Below are 15672 nucleotides of genomic sequence, written 5' to 3'. Positions count from 1 at the left end.
GGGTCCGTATCGCTCCGGCGACATAGCGCGGCCCTTTCGGCAGCGGAAGGCGCGGGCTGTCATCCGGGCGGCATCGTCACCCGGCCCTCGACGGGCGGTCACCCCCTGTGCCAGAGGGCCGGCATGACGACCCGAGACCCGCAGAGCGAGACGCCGCCGAAGATCACCGAGGTGCCCCCGGGGATCGCCCCGGTGGTGATCCTGGTGGAGCCGCAGCTCGCCGAGAATATCGGCATGACCGCCCGGGCCATGGCGAATTTCGGCCTCTCGGAGCTGCGGCTGGTCAACCCCAAGAACGGCTGGCCCAAGAAGGGCGTGCGCGAGGCGGCCTCCGGCGCGACCCACGTGCTCGACCGGGCGACGATCCACGGCACTGTCGCCGAGGCGATCGGCGACCTCCACTACGTGCTCGCCACCACGGCGCGCGAGCGCGGTCAGATGAAGCGGGTTTTTTCCCCCGAGGCGGCCATGGGCGAGGTGGTCGCCCGGGAGGGGCAGCGCATCGCGGTAATGTTCGGCCGCGAGCGGGTGGGACTGACCAACGAGGAGGTGTCGCTGGCCGACGCAATCATCACCTTCCCGGTCTCGCCGGACTTCCCGTCGCTGAACCTGGCGCAGGCGGTGCTGCTGGTCGGCTATGCCTGGCGCCAGGCCAGCGGGCGGGCGGCGCTGCCGTTCTCCGGCGAGCTGCTGTCGCCGCCGGCCAGTCGCGAGGCCCTGGTGGCGCTGTTCGGCAGCCTGGAGACGGCCCTCGACGGCGCCGGCTTCTATCCGCCGGAGAAGCGGGAAATCATCGCCCGCAACATGCGCGATATGCTCCACCGCATGAGCCTGACCGAGCAGGATGTCCGCACCTTCCGGGGGGCGCTGCGGGCCCTGACGCGCAAAGGGACCTGATCAGTCGGCGGCCCGCATGTCGGGCGGCTTGCCGCCGCCGAAGCAGCGTCCGACCGCCTCCCAAAACGCCGCCTGTTCTTCGGGCGTGCAGAGCGCCATACGCGCCTCGACCAGCGCCCGGCCGGCCACGGCGTCCGCCGTCGTGGCGACTTCGGATTCAGTCGGGTTTCTCGCCTCGTTCATCGGAGCCTCCGGTACCGGAGAAAAAGCCAGAGCGTAGCGGCACGGTTCCGTTGCGGGCCGCAATCGGGCATGGAGGCGCCGCGCGTCGGCGGCAGAGGGCGGGGTATCGGGTGCGGCTCAGCGTGGACAATCTCGCCTGCCGCCGCTCCGGGCGCCGCATTTTTTCCGGTCTGGCCTTCGCCGTCGGGCCGGGCGACGCCCTGGCGGTGACCGGGCGGAACGGCGCCGGGAAATCGAGCCTGCTCGCGATCCTGTCGGGCCGGCTGCGGCCCGATGCCGGGCGCATCGACGTGGCCGAGGTCGGGGAGGCGAGCCTGCCGGAATGCCTCCACGCGGTCGGCCATCGCGACGGGCTGAAAAGCGCGCTCACCGCCGGCGAGAACCTGCTGTTCGCGCAAAAGCTCCTCGGCGCGCCCCGCCTCTCCCCCCGGGAGGCCCTGGAGCAGCTCGGCCTCGGCCATGCCCACGACCTGCCGGTGGGCTATCTGTCGGCCGGCCAGCGGCGGCGCGTGGCCCTGGCGCGGCTGCTGGTCTGCGAGCGCCCGCTCTGGCTCCTCGACGAGCCGACCGCGGCCCTCGACACCGCCTCGCAGGCCTTGCTCGCCGGCCTGATGGCCGCGCACAGGGCAGGGGGTGGCCTCGTGATCGCCGCCACCCACCAGGCGCTCGGCCTCGACGGGGCGGCGGAGCTGCGCATCGAGTCGTCCGTCGCGCCGGAGCCCGAGCACATGGAGGATTGGGCGTGACCCGCGCGATCCTCGCGCTGATCGCCCGCGACCTGCGGCTCGCCGGCCGGGTCGGCGGCTCCGGCGCCCTGTCGCTGGTGTTCTTCCTGATGATCGTCGCGCTGGTGCCGTTCGCGCTCGGGCCCGACCTCAACCTGCTGTCGCGGATCGGACCGGCGATCCTGTGGCTCGCCGCCGTGCTCTCGACCCTGATCGGCCTGGACCGCCTGTTCCAAGCCGACGAGGAGGACGGCTCCCTCGAACTGATGAGCGCCGCCCCGGTCCCGCTCGAAGGCGTGGTGCTCGCCAAGGTGACGGCGCATTGGCTGACCACCGGCCTGCCCCTGGCGCTCGCCTCGCCGCTGTTCGGCCTGCTCGTCGCCCTCGACGGCACCGCCATGGGCGCCACCGCGCTGACGCTCCTCGCCGGCACTCCGGCGCTCAGCTTCATCGGCGCGGTCGGAGCGGCGCTCACGGCCTCGATCCGCCGGGGCGGGCTGATTCTCGCGGTCCTGGTGCTGCCGCTGATGATCCCGAGCCTGATCTTCGGTGTCTCGGCCGCCCAGGCGGCGAGCGGGGGAACGGTGCCGTTTCTCGTGCCGCTGGCCGTGCTGGCGGCGCTGACCCTGATCGCCGCCGTGGTCGGGACTCTGGCGGCGGCGGCGGCTTTGCGCTGGCCGGAGTGATCCACGACCTTCAAGCGTTCCGTACCCCATGGTCGGGCCGAAGATGGTCGCATCAATGTCCTGAAATCTAATCCATGGGATTGTCGGCTAATATCTTTAAAAGATAGTCGTATTCCCTGTCGATGTCTTCGATACCTCGGAATGTCGATACCTCGACATGATTGTCGTCAAAGCATTCTATTTCGAGTCGCACCCCATACAGCGTCGCATCGACCCTGATCGTGTGCGGCCGATCCATCGCAAGCCGGAAGGCAATGTTTGCCTTCTCTAAAGTTTTCAGCACGTCGAAGATGGTATGATTTTCCATACGCCTCCCTCCTCCGTGAATCGATGCTGGCGTGTGGGCGACCCGGGAGGCTTTGGCGAACGCTTGGCTTACCGCTACTGTTCGGCCGCTGATCTCTCGGTCGCGCTCGTGTCTTTCCTGTTCGGATTGTGGCCGCCTTCGACGCAATCGAAATGAGGGCCGTCACACGGCGCCAATCATTGTGGGTCCGATCCACTGGCGGCCGTAATGGGTATGACAGCCTTCTGGAATGGAAACGCCGTGGGCTGCCAGTGGCGGCCGAGCTTGAAACGGTGTGCTTCGGTGCGCTCGTTCTCCCAGAGTAGCTTCGCCAAAGTCATGTGATCGCCCGTCTGCAGGGCCTCCCCTACCGCAACCCAGCTCCGGAGGTAATCAGATATCGGCTCGCCATCGATCGCTTTTTGCTTCTCGTATTGCTCCCTGAAGCTCGGGGTAATCAGATCCCAATGTTTTCTGGCAATCGCAAGTTCGCCGAGCACTGCGTTTGTGAGGCACATCCAGATATGATCTTTGTTGAAGCTATAGCCTCGCATTTCTTGGGATAAAATAAAAGTTACAATTTTTTCGATTGAATCTAAGGATCGGAGAAGCGGAAGGACCTCGGCCTCGATCTGACCGCAAAAATCGGCAACGATTGTCGGGTCGTCCCAATCCCAGACACCTCCCTTGCCAGCAGGTTTGAACTGACGTGATCGACCGATCATACCGATTGATCGACCATAACCTCCGAATCCGAACTTATCTCCGCGGATGTACAGCTCCGTGAGTCGCCATTCGAGCGTGAAGTACCCTCGGCTGGGCCGATCATAGATCCGAATCTGTCTAGCTATATGACCAACACTTTGAATGCAAAGAAATTTGCCACCAGTCAGAGCGACATCTGAATTTCGATCGATTAACGGACAGGACAGCGCTCGGATCTGGCCGGCTGATGCAGGAGTTAATTGGGCCATTTCTTAGGTCTCACTTGTATCATGATAAAGCGCACGGCGTCCACAAATTCGCGCTTCGCCGCTTTGATGGAATCAACGGCCTGTTTCGGGGTCCATCCCTTCTGTCCGGTTTTTGGATCGTAGATACACACGGTATCGATGCGAGGTCTTTCAAATACATCGGCTCTCTTGCTGCCAAGAAGGATATAACTTCCGTTCTGATCGCGGTCAGCTAAAATAAGTTCTGCGACAAAATTTGGATCGTGTTTTTCGTTGATGATGCGCGCGATCTCAACATGAATCTTCGTGCCGAGCTGGGTCGCATTTGCATACCCACCTTGTGCTGTCATACGCGCAGTTACTTCGTCCACGATGGCCTGCACTTCCCCAGCTCTTGGACAGGCGTCATCCAATTGAGCTTGGCTGAGCCGACCGATCCACATCGGCATACTCATCTGCGGATCGTCCCCCAACTTATATTCTTGTGCTGTAAGCCCAAGAACAGTGCCGTACCCATCCTCACGAGCGGAGAGGTACGTCAGGAGCTGCAACCCAAGCTCGAAGGTTGCGATGATGGGGGCGGCGATCAGAGGTAGCGCGGGGGCGAAGGCTTGTTGGACGATCGGCTCAGCGACGAGACCGGTTGGTGAAAAGGTGGTCCGCGACAGGACCTCGCCCGTTTTGCCGTCTCGAACCGTCTGCGTTTCCCCGATGGTCTCGAAGACCCGGCTTTCGCCGTCCGGCGCCGTGACGGTGTGTTGTTCGTCGAAGGGCTTTCGTCCCGCACGGATCCGGATCGACAGGACGCGCGTCCCATCCTCTAGCGTTGTGCTCTCCGTGAGCGGGGGTGGATCCTGGGGCGACGGTCCGCCGGGCCGATCCTCTTGGAACGAGGCCCACTGAGCATTGATGGGAGCCGGCACCCATTCGCCGCCGTTCGGCTGGCCCGCTGGCGCCCGCGGCTGCGTCTCCCAATTTTTGGCCTGGAGCTGCCGCTGCAGGCGCATCAGCTTCGTCTCAAGGGCGAGGCCAGCCAAAACGTGGCGCAGAATGATTGCTTCACTATGCGCTTGAGATACGTCACGCATGATGACTCCGCCCCGCCATGACGCCCTGCTGCGGCCGCGAGAACAAAGCAAGAACATAGGAAAAATGTCAAGGTCTAAGACGTGCGGCCCGACCGGCTCGCGCCGGGATCTTCCGCGTTGACGCGCCGCATCGCGCTAACTATAGAGACCGCTTCGCCGAGGGGCCGCGCTTTCGCGCGCGCTGCGTCTCGGCCATCGCCTGACAACCTGATGCGACGACCGATTTCCGGCTGAGCCGGCCCGTCGGCATCGCCCGACGAAGAGAACGAGGACTCCATGGCCAACACCGCTTCGGCCAAGAAAATGACCCGCAAGATCGAGAAGCGCACGGCGGTCAACCGCTCGCGCCGCTCGCGTATGCGCACCTTCGTCCGCAAGGTCGAGGAGGCGATCGCCACCGGCAACCAGCAGGACGCGCTGACCGCCCTGCGGGCCGCCGAGCCCGAGATGATGCGCGCGGCCCAGCACGGCATCGTTCACAAGAACAACGCCTCGCGGAAGGTCTCGCGCCTCGCGGCGCGGGTGAAGGCGCTGGCCGCCTAAGCCGCCACCGCACCACTGGACGACACCAAGCCCGGCCTTCGCGCCGGGCTTTTTCGTGTCCGCATTCCGGATCCGCGCCATCGGTGGTGTCGCGAAGCGTTAACCCTAGACCAGAATTTGGCCCGTTGCAGAGTCTAGGGGTGGCGTGTAGCTTAACAGAAACTAACTGCGTTCAAGCAAAGACTGCCGATTTCGGGACGTAAGCGAATCAATCCGATTCGCCAAGACTCTAGCAAGCGGCTTCGTTGGGGCCGGCAACACTTGCGGTTGGGAATCTGGGCCGTCCCCACAAGTCCCACTGTTAAAGGAACTGTAGGTAATTGTTGATAGGCTCTTCCAATCGGCAAAAGTTCCTTGGTGGGGAGTTGACTCCACCGAAGGAGTCTGTCCCGCCCGGTCATGCGGGACGCTGAGGGCGTAAATCGTGCGTACGCGCGGCCTGCGGGTTTCCGCCGGCGGCGTCGGGAGAGCCAGTGATGCGTGTCGACGGAACGGTGGCGAGCGACGACGAGGGCGGCCGCAGCGGCGGCAACACGGATTTCGGATCCGCCTGGGCGCGGGTGAAGCGGCGGCTGCGCGCCGAGCTGGGCGAGGACGTGTTCGCCAGCTGGTTCGCGCGTCTCGAACTCGAGGGCGTGGCGGCCGGGACGGCACGGCTGACGGTGCCGACGCGCTTCCTTAAGAGCTGGATCGAATCGCACTACCTCGATCGGGTTCTCGGCACCTTCAAGGCCGAGGCCGAGGAGATCGCGCGGATCGAGGTCGGCGTGCGCGGCACCGGCGCCCCGGCCCGCCCCGCTGTCGTCGGAGCGCCCAAGGCCGGCCCGGCCAGCGGACCGCTCGCCAGGCTCCATGCCACCAACACGCCGGCACCGGTCGCCGCCGTTCCGACCGCCGCCGAGCAGCGCAACGCCGATGCCGGGGGCGACCTCAGCGGCACCCCGCTCGATGCACGCTTGACCTTCTCGAGCTTCGTCATCGGCCGCTCGAACGCGCTGGCCCACGCCGCCGCCGAGCGGGTCGCCCGGCACCAGGGCGAGGGCGCGCTGTACAACCCGCTCTATCTCCATGCCGGCGTCGGCCTGGGCAAGACGCACCTGCTGCACGGCATCGGCCACGCCGCCCGCGAGGCCGGGCGCCGGGTGATCTACCTGACGGCAGACCGGTTCATGTACGGCTTCGTCAACGCCCTGAAGACCCAGTCGGCGCTCGCCTACAAGGAGCGGCTGCGCGGCATCGACCTGCTGATCCTCGACGACGTCCAGTTCATCCAGGGCAAGTCGATCCAGGCCGAGTTCGGCCACACCATCAACGCGCTGATCGATGCCGGCCGGCAGGTCGTGGTCGCGTCGGACCGGCCCCCGACCGAGCTGGAGGCGCTGGACGAGCGCGTCCGCTCGCGCCTCGGCGGCGGCCTCGTGGTCGAGATCACGGCCCTTGACGAGGCCCTGCGGGTCTCGATCCTGTCGGCGCGGCTCGCCGCGGTGCGGGCGGCACATCCGGGCTTCGACGTGTCGCCGCAGGTCGCGACCTACGTGGCCCGGGCGATCACGGCCAACGGCCGCGACCTCGAAGGCGCGGTCAACCGGCTGCTGGCCCACGCCACGCTCACCGGCACCGCCGTGACGATGGAGACCGCCGAGAGCGCGATCCGCGACCTCGTGAAGAACCGCGAGCCGAAGCGGATCAAGATCGAGGACATCCAGAAGCTGGTCGCCTCGCGCTACAACGTCTCGCGCTCCGACATCCTGTCGGAGCGGCGCACCGCCGCCGTAGTCAAGCCGCGCCAGATCGCCATGTACCTGTCCAAGGTGCTGACCCTGCGCTCCCTGCCCGAGATCGGCCGCCGCTTCGGCGGGCGCGACCACACCACTGTGCTGCACGCGGTGCGCAAGATCGAGAAGCAGATCGGCGAGGATACGGTCCTCGGCGATGAGGTCGAACTCCTGAAGCGGATGCTCCAGGACTAGGATTCCGACCGGGATACAGGTCGCCAGCGGCCATCGCGATTGCGAGCCGCGCCCGATCGAACCCCGATTGGGCGCGGCTTTGTTTCGAGCATCCATCGACGCTCTACGTTTCACCGCGGCCCGGGATGGTGCGAGGTGCATGCGCCGTGGCAAACTGGCGCCCAGCGAGTCGGCCCGCTATGGCCGCGTCGCCAAAAGGCAAGAACACGCTGGGGAACGCCGATGCCGGAAGCCTTCATCTACGATCACGTCCGCACGCCGCGCGGCCGTGGCAAGGCGGATGGCGCGCTGCATGAGGTGACGGCCCTGCGTCTCGCCGAGACGGCCCTGCGGGCGCTCAAGGACCGCACCGGCCTCGACACGGCTTTGGTCGACGACGTGATCCTCGGCTGCGTCGACCCGGTCGGCGAGGCGGGCGGCGACATCGCCCGCGCGGCGGCCCTGGTCTCCGATTACGGCGACCACGTTCCGGGCATCCAGATCAACCGTTTCTGCGCGTCGGGCCTCGACGCCGTGAATTTTGCCGCCGCGCAGGTGATGAGCGGCCAGCACGCGATGGCGGTGGGCGGCGGCGTCGAATCGATGAGCCGCATCGGCATCGGCGCCTCCGGGGGCGCATGGCCGGTCGATCCGGCGATCGCGATCAAGTCGTATTTCATGCCCCAGGGCGTCTCGGCGGACCTGATCGCCACCAAGTACGGCTTCTCGCGGGACGATTGCGACGCCTACGCGGTCCGCTCGCAGGCACGCTCGGCCAAGTCCTGGGCAGACGGGCTGTTCGGCGGCTCGGTGGTCCCGGTGCGCGACGTCAACGGCATCACGCTGCTCGACCGCGACGAGCATATGCGGCCGGGCACCGACATGCAGTCGCTCGCCGGGCTGAAGGCCTCCTTCGTCCAGATGGGACAGATGGGCGGGTTCGACGCGGTGGCGACGGATGCGCATCCGGATGTCGAGACGGTCAACCACGTCCACCACGCCGGCAATTCCTCCGGCATTGTCGACGGCGCCGCCGCGGTGCTGATCGGCTCGAAGGCCGCCGGCGACGCCGCCGGGCTGCGGCCCCGGGCGCGGATCCGCGCCTTCGCCAATATCGGCTCGGACCCGGCCCTGATGCTCACCGGCCCGGTCGACGTCACCCGCAAGGTCCTGGCCCGGTCCGGGCTGAGCCTGTCCGATATCGACCTGTTCGAGGTGAACGAGGCCTTCGCGGCCGTGGTCCTGCGCTTCTGCCAGGCGTTCGACCTCGATCCCGAGATCGTCAACGTCACCGGCGGCGCGATCGCGCTGGGCCATCCGCTGGGCGCGACCGGCGCGATGATCCTCGGAACGGCGCTCGACGAGCTGGAGCGCACCGGCAAGGAGCGCGCCCTGGTGACGCTCTGCATCGGCGCCGGCATGGGCACCGCCACGATCATTGAGCGGGTCTGAGCGACACTGCGGCGTGGGAGCCGGCGCGGGCCGCTCCCCAAAGCCCGGGAACGCTGGTAGAGGCGCGGACGACGTGCGGCACGAATCCGGGCCGAACGATAACAAATTGGGAGTCGAGCCCTTGAACCGCCTGATCGCGACGCTCTGCTTGAGCGTCTCCTTGAGCCTGCCGCTCGCTGCGCGCGCCGACGAAACGTCGGACCGCGTCGCCGAGGCGACCTCGCTCGTGAACAAGACCCTGATCAAGAACCTTCAGACCGGCTTCAACGTCGCCCTGGAGAAGACCGTGGCGCCGATGCCGGAATCCCGCGCCGAGGCCGTGCGCAAGGAACTCACCGACGAGTTCGAGAAGCAGCGCGGCATCATGGTCGAGGGGCTGTCGAAGGAATACGCCCAGAAGTTCACCCTCGCCGAGCTGAAGCATCTCGACGAGATCTACGCCGACCCGACCTACCTCAAGTTCCAGACGATGAACGCCGATCCCAACTCGGCTGTCACGGCGATCTCGCAGAACTCGGTCACCAAGCTGCTCAACATGCTGGCGGTGGCCGCCGCGACCGACAACACGCCCAAGCCCGGCGCGCCGCCGGTCCCGGCGCCGGCGGCTCCGCCGGCGCCGGCGCCGAAGTAGCCCGTGCCGTCCCCCGCGCGCGATCGGCTGGCCTCAGGCCGCGCGCGCGGCCGCTCGGTGGCCGAACCCTTCGACCGGAGGCAAGGCTTCGAGCTGAGGCTTGGCGAAGTGATAGCCCTGCATCAGCGTGATCCCGAGAGAACGCAGGGCGTCACGTTCCGCCGCGGTCTCGATGCCCTCGGCCAGCACGGTGACCCCAAGGGCACGGGCGATGGCGGTGATGCCGGCAACGATCGCGTTCCGGCCGGAATCCGTGTCGATGCCGCGCACCAGTTCCATGTCGATCTTGATAAGATCGGGCCGGAAATTCGCCAGCAGGTTCAACCCGGCGAAGCCCGCGCCGAAATCGTCGAGCGCCGTCAGGAAGCCCTGCTGGCGGTACGCGGCGACGATGCGCTTCACGTGCTCGATGTCGTGAAACCGCTCCTGCTCGGTGAATTCGAACATGAGGCGCCGGTACGAAAAATCGACCCGCCGGGCCGCCTCAAGCGACGCGCGGATGCAGGCATTCGGCTCGTAGACCGCGTTCGGCATGAAGTTGATCGAGAGCCGCGTGTCGCTGTCGCGTGGGAACAGCCGCCCGGCCAACTCGATCGCCTTCACGCGGGCAGCCTGATCGAACTGATAGCGCGTCGCGTCGGTCACCCGGTCGAGGATCGTGCCGGCCGGCTCGCCGTTGGGGCCGCGCACCAAAGCCTCGTAGGCCCAGACATGTCCGGTCCCGGTATCGAGGATCGGCTGGAACGCCATCGTGAAGTCGAAATCGAGGGCGGCGCCGTCGCGGCAAGCGCGGCAGCCTTTGTCCTTCATCATGTGCCGATTCCATCGGTACCCCCCGACCGGCGGATCATGCATCGCCGCGCTCAATGCAACGTTAACGTAAAACTGTCGACTTTTAGACGGCAAGACTTTGGGGGGACGGCACCATGACGCTGACGGATTTCCGTTTTGAGACCGACGCAGACGGCGTTGCGGTGGCGACCTGGGATATGCCTGGCCGATCGATGAACGTGATCACCGAGGGGGTGATGGACCAGCTCGAGCAGATCATCGGGCAGGTCGCCAGCGATCCCGCGATCAGGGGCTGCGTCATCGCCACCGGCAAGGATAATTTTTCCGCAGGTGCCGACCTCACGATGCTGCAAGGTCACCGCCGGGCCTACGAGCAGCTGAAAGCCGAGCAGGGCGAGGAAGTGGCCATGCGCCACTTCTTCGAGGCGTCGCGGCGCCTGACGTTGCTGTTCCGCCGGCTCGAGACCTGCGGCAAGCCGTTCGCCGCCGCGATTCAAGGCCTGTGCCTCGGCGGCGCCTTCGAGCTGGCTCTGTCCTGCCATCACCGAATCGCCTCGGACGATGCCAAGACCCGGGTCGGGCTGCCGGAGATCAAGGTCGGCCTGTTCCCGGGCGGCGGCGGCACGCAGCGGGTCGCCCGGCTGATGCAGACCGGCGATGCCCTCCAGATGTTGTTCAAGGGCGAGCAGATCCGCGCGCCCATGGCCAAGGGCATGGGGCTGATCCACGCGGTCGCGCCCCAGAGCGAGATCGTCGAGCGCGCCAAGGCGTGGATCCGCGAGGGCGGCTCCGCGGTGGCGCCCTGGGACGTGCCCAAGTTCAAGGCGCCGTCCGGCAAGGTCTACTCGCCCGCCGGCATGATGATCTGGCCGCCGGCCAACGCGATCTACCGCCGCGAGACCCACGACAATTACCCGGCCGCCAAGGCGATCCTGGCCTCGGTCTACGAGGGCCTGCAGCTGCCGATGGACCTCGCCCTGCGGGTCGAGAGCCGGTACTTCGCCCATATCCTGCGCTCGAAGGAGGCGGCGGCGATGATCCGCACGCTGTTCATCTCCATGGGCGAGCTGAACAAGGGCGCCCGCCGGCCGAAGGACGTGCCGGCCACCAGCCTGCGCCGGGTCGGGGTGATCGGCGCCGGCTTCATGGGCGCCGGCGTCGCCTACGTCACCGCCCAGGCCGGGCTCGAAGTGGTGCTGGTCGACCAGTCGATCGAGGCCGCCGAGAAGGGCAAGGCCTACGCCCACACGCTGATCACCGGCCAGATCAACAAGGGCCGCGCCAAGACCGCCGACCGCGACGCGCTGCTCGGCCGGATCACCACCACGGCGGATTACGCCACGCTCAGCGGCTGCGATCTCGTGATCGAGGCGGTGTTCGAGGATCCCAAGGTGAAGGCCGAGGTGATTCAGAAGGTCGAGGCTGTGATCGGCGCCGACACGATCTTCGCCTCCAACACCTCGACGCTGCCGATCACCGGCCTGGCGAAGAGCTCGAAGCGGCCGGACCGGTTCGTCGGCATCCACTTCTTCTCGCCCGTCGAGAAGATGATGCTGGTCGAGATCATTAAGGGCGAGGCTACCGGCGACGCGGCGCTCGCCACCGCCCTCGACTACGTGCGGCTGATCAAGAAGACCCCGATCGTCGTGAACGACGCCCGCGGCTTCTTCGCCAATCGCTGCGTCGGCGCCTACATCCTCGAAGGCCACAAGATGCTGGCCGAGGGCGTGCCGCCCGCGATGATCGAGAGTGCCGGGCGCCAGGCCGGCATGCCGGTCGGGCCGCTCTCGCTGAACGACGAGGTCGCCCTCGACCTCGTGCTCAAGATCGCCAAGGCCACCGAGGCGCAGGTGGGCGAGGGGGCGGTCGATCCGGCCCAGAAGTCGATCCTCACCGCCCTGGTCGAGGGCCAGGGCCGGCTCGGGCGCAAGAACCGCAAGGGCTTCTACGATTACCCGGAGGGCGCGCCCAAGCGCCTCTGGACGGGCCTGGCGGAACTGCAACCGAACCGGCTCGACCCGGAGGCGGTCGATTTCAACGAGCTGAAGCAGCGGCTTCTGGTGGTGCAGGCGCTGGAAGCGGCCCGCACCGTCGGCGAGGGCGTGGTCACCGATCCCCGGGAGGCCGATGTCGGCTCGATCCTGGGCTTCGGCTTCGCCCCGTTCACCGGCGGCACCCTGTCCTACATCGACTTCATGGGCGCCGATTCCTTCGTCGCGCTCGCCCGCGGGCTGGAGGCCAAGCACGGTCCCCGCTTCCGGGTGCCCGACACCCTGGCGGCCATGGCCGAGCGGGGCGGGACCTTCTACGGAGAACAGAAGCGCGCCGCCTGATCGCTGTGGCGCAAGCCGATCAGACCAGGGCCCGAGAGCCGTTCCCGATCGCCTCGGGAACGGCCAGCGCCGCGGCACCCGGCAGACGGGCGAGTTCCTCCAGCAGGATTGCCCGCGCGCAGGCGCCAAAAGCCTGCATCAGGCGGTCCCGCGTATGGTCGGGCGGGAACAGCAGCGCGAACCGCACCGGCAGGGCCGGAGCGAATGGCCGGATGAGGATCGGCGAGACCTTCGCCTCCTCGTAGGCCGCCAGCGGGTTCAACAGACTGACGCCGAGGCCGGCCGAGACGAGGGTGCAGATCGCTGCGCCGAGCCCGGCCTCCGCGGTGATCGTCATCTCGACGCCCGCTTCGTGGAACACCGCATCGATCCGGGCGCGCAGGGCACTCGCCAACGGTGAGGCTACGAAGGGGATCCCGCGAAGATCCTCCGGCTTCAGACAGGCACGGGTGCCGAGCGGATGGTCCGGTGGCAGGACGGCGACGCAATCCATCGTCAGCACGTGATCGAGCCGGGAATCCGGGGCGTCGCTGTAGATCATCGTCAGGGCCGCGTCGCAGAAACCGCTCGACACCCAGCCGTTGACGGTCTCGTCGTCGCCGGCATGAATCGCCACGATCACGTCCGGGTGGTCGGCCTTGAAGCGCGCCACCGCCCGGGCGAGCAGACCACCGGCCAGCCGGGGCATCGCGGCGACCCGCAGCCGCTCGGCACCGAAGGCGCGGATGCGCGCGGCCGCCGCCTCCAGGCTCGTCAAGCCCACGAACGCCCGGTCGACCTCGGCGTGGAAGCGCATGCCGTCGAGCGAGGGCGACAGGCGGCTGCCGCTGCGATCGAACAGGGGCAGGCCGGTCATCGCCTCGAGCTGAGCGATCAGCCGGGTCACCTGCGGCTGCGAGGTGTGGAGCTGCCGCGCCGCCTCGGTCATCGAGCCCGCCGCCATCACGGCCCGGAACGCCTCGATGTGCCGGAAGGTCATGCGCCGCTGCGCCATATCAAATCCGCATGGTCCGCACGGAAATCGGAATTGGACGCCGATCGACGCGCGCAGGATAAACATCCTCCGGCAGGCCGGCGAGTCCACGTTCGACTCCCGGACGGTGCCGGCCTCGCAGACGTGAAGCCGGGTCGATACCCGAGAGTGGAGTGCAGGGGTGTTGAACAGGATCGCGTTGCTGCTGGCATCGCTGCTGTGGGTCGGGACACTTGCGCCATCGTCCGCGCAAGGCTCGGGTCGTCTCGATAAGCTCCGGTCCTCCGGACAGATCAGCCTCGGATTTCCGGATTCGTCGCCTCCGTTCGGATTCCTCGACGGCAACGCCAAGCCGGTCGGCTATTCCCTGGAGATATGCGAGCACGTGGCCGAGAGGCTGAAGGTCGCCCTGGGCCTTCCGAAGCTGGATGTCCGCCATGTCCCGGTGATGTCGGCGACCCGGATTCCGCTGATCAACAACGGCACGATTGATCTCGAATGCGGCACGGCGAGCAACCTGCCGCAACGGCACACGCTCGTGGCCTTCGCGCCCACGACCTTCGTCGCGCAGGTCGTGCTGACCGCCCGGAAGGACATGCCGGTCGACGTGAACGATCTCGCGTCGTTTCGCGGCAAGGCGCTTTCCGCGCAGGCCGGCGGCGAGACCCAGCGTGTCGCCACGCGGATCAACGTGCGCGACAAGCTCGATCTCCGGATCATGCCGGCCAAGGATACCGGCGAAGTGTTTCTTCTCCTGGCCAGCGGACGCGCCGCCGGCATGATCAACGACGACGCCCTGGCCCATGCCACCGTGGCGGGCGCCAAAGACCCGTCGGACTACAAGATCGGCGACAAGGGGCTGGAATTCTCGCCCTACGGCATCCTGGAGCCGAAGGACGATCCGGAGTTCAAGGCCGCGGTCGACAAGGCCGTGATCGCGCTGATCCAGGACGGGACCGTCGCTAAGCTCTACACGAAGTACTTTCAGTCGCCGCTGCCGCCGAAGGGCATCAATCTCGACCTGCCGATGAGCGACGTGCTCAAGCGCGCGCTCGCCAAGCCGACCGATTCCGGCGACGAGGCCGATTACAAATGAATGCCGCGGAGGTTCTGTCCGAGATCATGATGCCCGAGGAATCCCGTACACGGCCGAACGTGGTCGACCTGCGCAGCGATACCGTCACGCGGCCCACCGAGGCGATGTACGAGCGCATGCGCGAAGCGCCGCTCGGCGATGACGGGCTCGAAGGCGACCCGACGGCGCGCGAACTGGAGGTCACCACGGCGCGCATCCTCGGCAAGGAAGCCGGCCTGTTCGTGCCGAGCTGCACCATGGCGAACCTGCTGGCGATCCTGGCGCAGGTCCAGCGCAGCGAGCAGATTTTGCTCGAGGCGCAGGCCCACATGATTAACACCGAGCGGGGTGCGGCGACCTTCACGGGCACCTTCCTGCTCGGTCTCCCCGGCACGGACGGGGCCATGGACCTCGACCGGCTGGAAGACGCCCTGCGGCCCGGCGCCAGCCCGCTCCGGACCGCGATGGTCGCGCTGGAGACGTCGCACAACGCGGCCGGCGGCGCCGTGCTGCCGCTGCTCCACATGGCGGCGGTGGCCGGCCTCGCCTGGACCCGCGGCATCCCGGTGCATCTCGACGGCGCGCGCCTGTTCAACGCCGCGACGCATCTCGAAGTGACACCGGCGGAGATCGCCGCGCAGGTCGACACCGTCTCCCTCTGCCTCTCGAAGGGCCTCAGCGCACCGGCCGGGGCGATACTGGCCGGCCCCGCTGCGGTGATCGCGGAGGCGCGGCGCCTCCGGAAGATGCTCGGCGGCACGCAGCGCCAGATCGGGATCGTGGCGGCGGCGGGTCTGGAAGCGGTGACCGCGATGGGCGCCCGCCTCGCCGAAGATCATGCGACCGCACGCCAGCTCAGCGACGGGCTGAACGGCCTGGACCCGCGCCTCTCGGCGAGCATCCCGCAGACCAACATCGTCCAGGTCGACCTCACCGGGACCGGCCGCGACAGCGCCCGCTGGGTGGACGATCTCGAAGCCGCCGGGATCCTGTCCCGCCCGCTGGGCGAGCGGCGCCTGCGGCTGGTGACGCACCGGCATATCGATTCGGGCGATGTCGCGCGCGCGGTCGCGGCGTTCCGGACCTGTCTCGACGCGGCCTGACGG

General features: G+C 67.3%; 16 protein-coding genes. 10 read left to right on the top strand and 6 right to left on the bottom strand.

The features are described from left to right. The first annotated feature begins 123 nt into the window (after positions 1–123). The gene (locus MKL11_RS09660) at positions 124–897 is read left to right on the top strand and encodes an RNA methyltransferase (protein ID WP_243942577.1); all 774 of its coding nucleotides are present in this window, start codon (positions 124–126) and stop codon (positions 895–897) included. Here the strand turns inward: MKL11_RS09660 and MKL11_RS09655 are convergent, their stop codons facing one another. Continuing rightward, positions 898–1080, bottom strand: coding sequence for a hypothetical protein (locus MKL11_RS09655; RefSeq protein ID WP_243942575.1), 183 nt, complete (start codon positions 1078–1080; stop codon positions 898–900). Between the two features lie 110 nt (positions 1081–1190). Here MKL11_RS09655 and ccmA point away from each other — a divergent pair, with 110 nt between their 5' ends. Together ccmA and ccmB are read left to right on the top strand one after the other, a co-directional pair. Further along, complete coding sequence (ccmA, locus tag MKL11_RS09650; RefSeq protein WP_243942573.1) at positions 1191–1826, top strand: heme ABC exporter ATP-binding protein CcmA; 636 nt, start codon at positions 1191–1193, stop codon at positions 1824–1826. After that, on the top strand, positions 1823–2491 hold the full coding sequence (gene ccmB / locus MKL11_RS09645; protein WP_243942571.1) for a heme exporter protein CcmB: 669 nt from the start codon (positions 1823–1825) through the stop codon (positions 2489–2491). The genes ccmA and ccmB overlap by 4 nt, the downstream gene beginning before the upstream one ends. Before the next feature lie 67 nt (positions 2492–2558). On the opposite strand, the gene MKL11_RS09640 is transcribed toward ccmB, so the two are convergent. The 3 genes from MKL11_RS09640 to MKL11_RS09630 all read right to left on the bottom strand — a co-directional run bounded on the left by MKL11_RS09640 (position 2559) and on the right by MKL11_RS09630 (position 4818). Continuing rightward, the gene (locus MKL11_RS09640) at positions 2559–2798 is read right to left on the bottom strand and encodes a hypothetical protein (RefSeq protein ID WP_243942569.1); all 240 of its coding nucleotides are present in this window, start codon (positions 2796–2798) and stop codon (positions 2559–2561) included. Positions 2799–2974: 176 nt separating this feature from the next. Continuing rightward, complete coding sequence (locus MKL11_RS09635; protein WP_243942567.1) at positions 2975–3502, bottom strand: hypothetical protein; 528 nt, start codon at positions 3500–3502, stop codon at positions 2975–2977. Between the two features lie 236 nt (positions 3503–3738). Further along, positions 3739–4818, bottom strand: a complete 1080-nt coding sequence (locus MKL11_RS09630; protein WP_243942566.1) for a hypothetical protein — start codon at positions 4816–4818, stop codon at positions 3739–3741. A 276-nt stretch (positions 4819–5094) separates the two neighbouring features. On the opposite strand from MKL11_RS09630, the gene rpsT reads away from it, so the two are divergent. The 4 genes from rpsT to MKL11_RS09610 all read left to right on the top strand — a co-directional run bounded on the left by rpsT (position 5095) and on the right by MKL11_RS09610 (position 9393). Continuing rightward, positions 5095–5361, top strand: coding sequence for a 30S ribosomal protein S20 (gene rpsT / locus MKL11_RS09625; protein WP_243942564.1), 267 nt, complete (start codon positions 5095–5097; stop codon positions 5359–5361). A 476-nt stretch (positions 5362–5837) separates the two neighbouring features. Then, the gene (dnaA, locus tag MKL11_RS09620) at positions 5838–7331 is read left to right on the top strand and encodes a chromosomal replication initiator protein DnaA (RefSeq protein WP_243942562.1); all 1494 of its coding nucleotides are present in this window, start codon (positions 5838–5840) and stop codon (positions 7329–7331) included. A 222-nt stretch (positions 7332–7553) separates the two neighbouring features. After that, positions 7554–8762, top strand: a complete 1209-nt coding sequence (locus MKL11_RS09615) for an acetyl-CoA C-acetyltransferase (protein WP_243942560.1) — start codon at positions 7554–7556, stop codon at positions 8760–8762. Positions 8763–8883: 121 nt separating this feature from the next. Continuing rightward, on the top strand, positions 8884–9393 hold the full coding sequence (locus MKL11_RS09610; RefSeq protein ID WP_243942558.1) for a hypothetical protein: 510 nt from the start codon (positions 8884–8886) through the stop codon (positions 9391–9393). A gap of 33 nt (positions 9394–9426) precedes the next feature. Here the strand turns inward: MKL11_RS09610 and MKL11_RS09605 are convergent, their stop codons facing one another. Beyond that, positions 9427–10206 carry an EAL domain-containing protein gene (locus MKL11_RS09605; RefSeq protein WP_243942556.1) on the bottom strand — a complete coding sequence of 260 codons (780 nt, stop codon included), beginning with the start codon at positions 10204–10206 and terminating at the stop codon, positions 9427–9429. A gap of 113 nt (positions 10207–10319) precedes the next feature. Here MKL11_RS09605 and MKL11_RS09600 point away from each other — a divergent pair, with 113 nt between their 5' ends. Further along, complete coding sequence (locus tag MKL11_RS09600) at positions 10320–12518, top strand: 3-hydroxyacyl-CoA dehydrogenase NAD-binding domain-containing protein (RefSeq protein WP_243942554.1); 2199 nt, start codon at positions 10320–10322, stop codon at positions 12516–12518. 19 nt (positions 12519–12537) lie between these two features. Here MKL11_RS09600 and MKL11_RS09595 read toward each other — a convergent pair whose 3' ends face one another. Continuing rightward, positions 12538–13512, bottom strand: coding sequence for a LysR substrate-binding domain-containing protein (locus MKL11_RS09595; protein WP_243942552.1), 975 nt, complete (start codon positions 13510–13512; stop codon positions 12538–12540). Between the two features lie 160 nt (positions 13513–13672). On the opposite strand from MKL11_RS09595, the gene MKL11_RS09590 reads away from it, so the two are divergent. Together MKL11_RS09590 and MKL11_RS09585 are read left to right on the top strand one after the other, a co-directional pair. Next, positions 13673–14587: an amino acid ABC transporter substrate-binding protein gene (locus MKL11_RS09590; protein WP_243942550.1), complete on the top strand. Its 915-nt coding sequence runs from the start codon at positions 13673–13675 to the stop codon at positions 14585–14587. Next, positions 14584–15669: a threonine aldolase family protein gene (locus tag MKL11_RS09585; protein ID WP_243942548.1), complete on the top strand. Its 1086-nt coding sequence runs from the start codon at positions 14584–14586 to the stop codon at positions 15667–15669. The genes MKL11_RS09590 and MKL11_RS09585 overlap by 4 nt, the downstream gene beginning before the upstream one ends. Positions 15670–15672 lie beyond the last annotated feature (3 nt).

It is taken from the genome of Methylobacterium sp. J-077, from assembly GCF_022829365.1.
Taxonomy (GTDB): Bacteria; Pseudomonadota; Alphaproteobacteria; order Rhizobiales; family Beijerinckiaceae; genus Methylobacterium.
The sequence above is the reverse complement of the archived record's forward strand: the minus strand, read 5'-3'. Positions and strand labels throughout refer to the sequence as shown.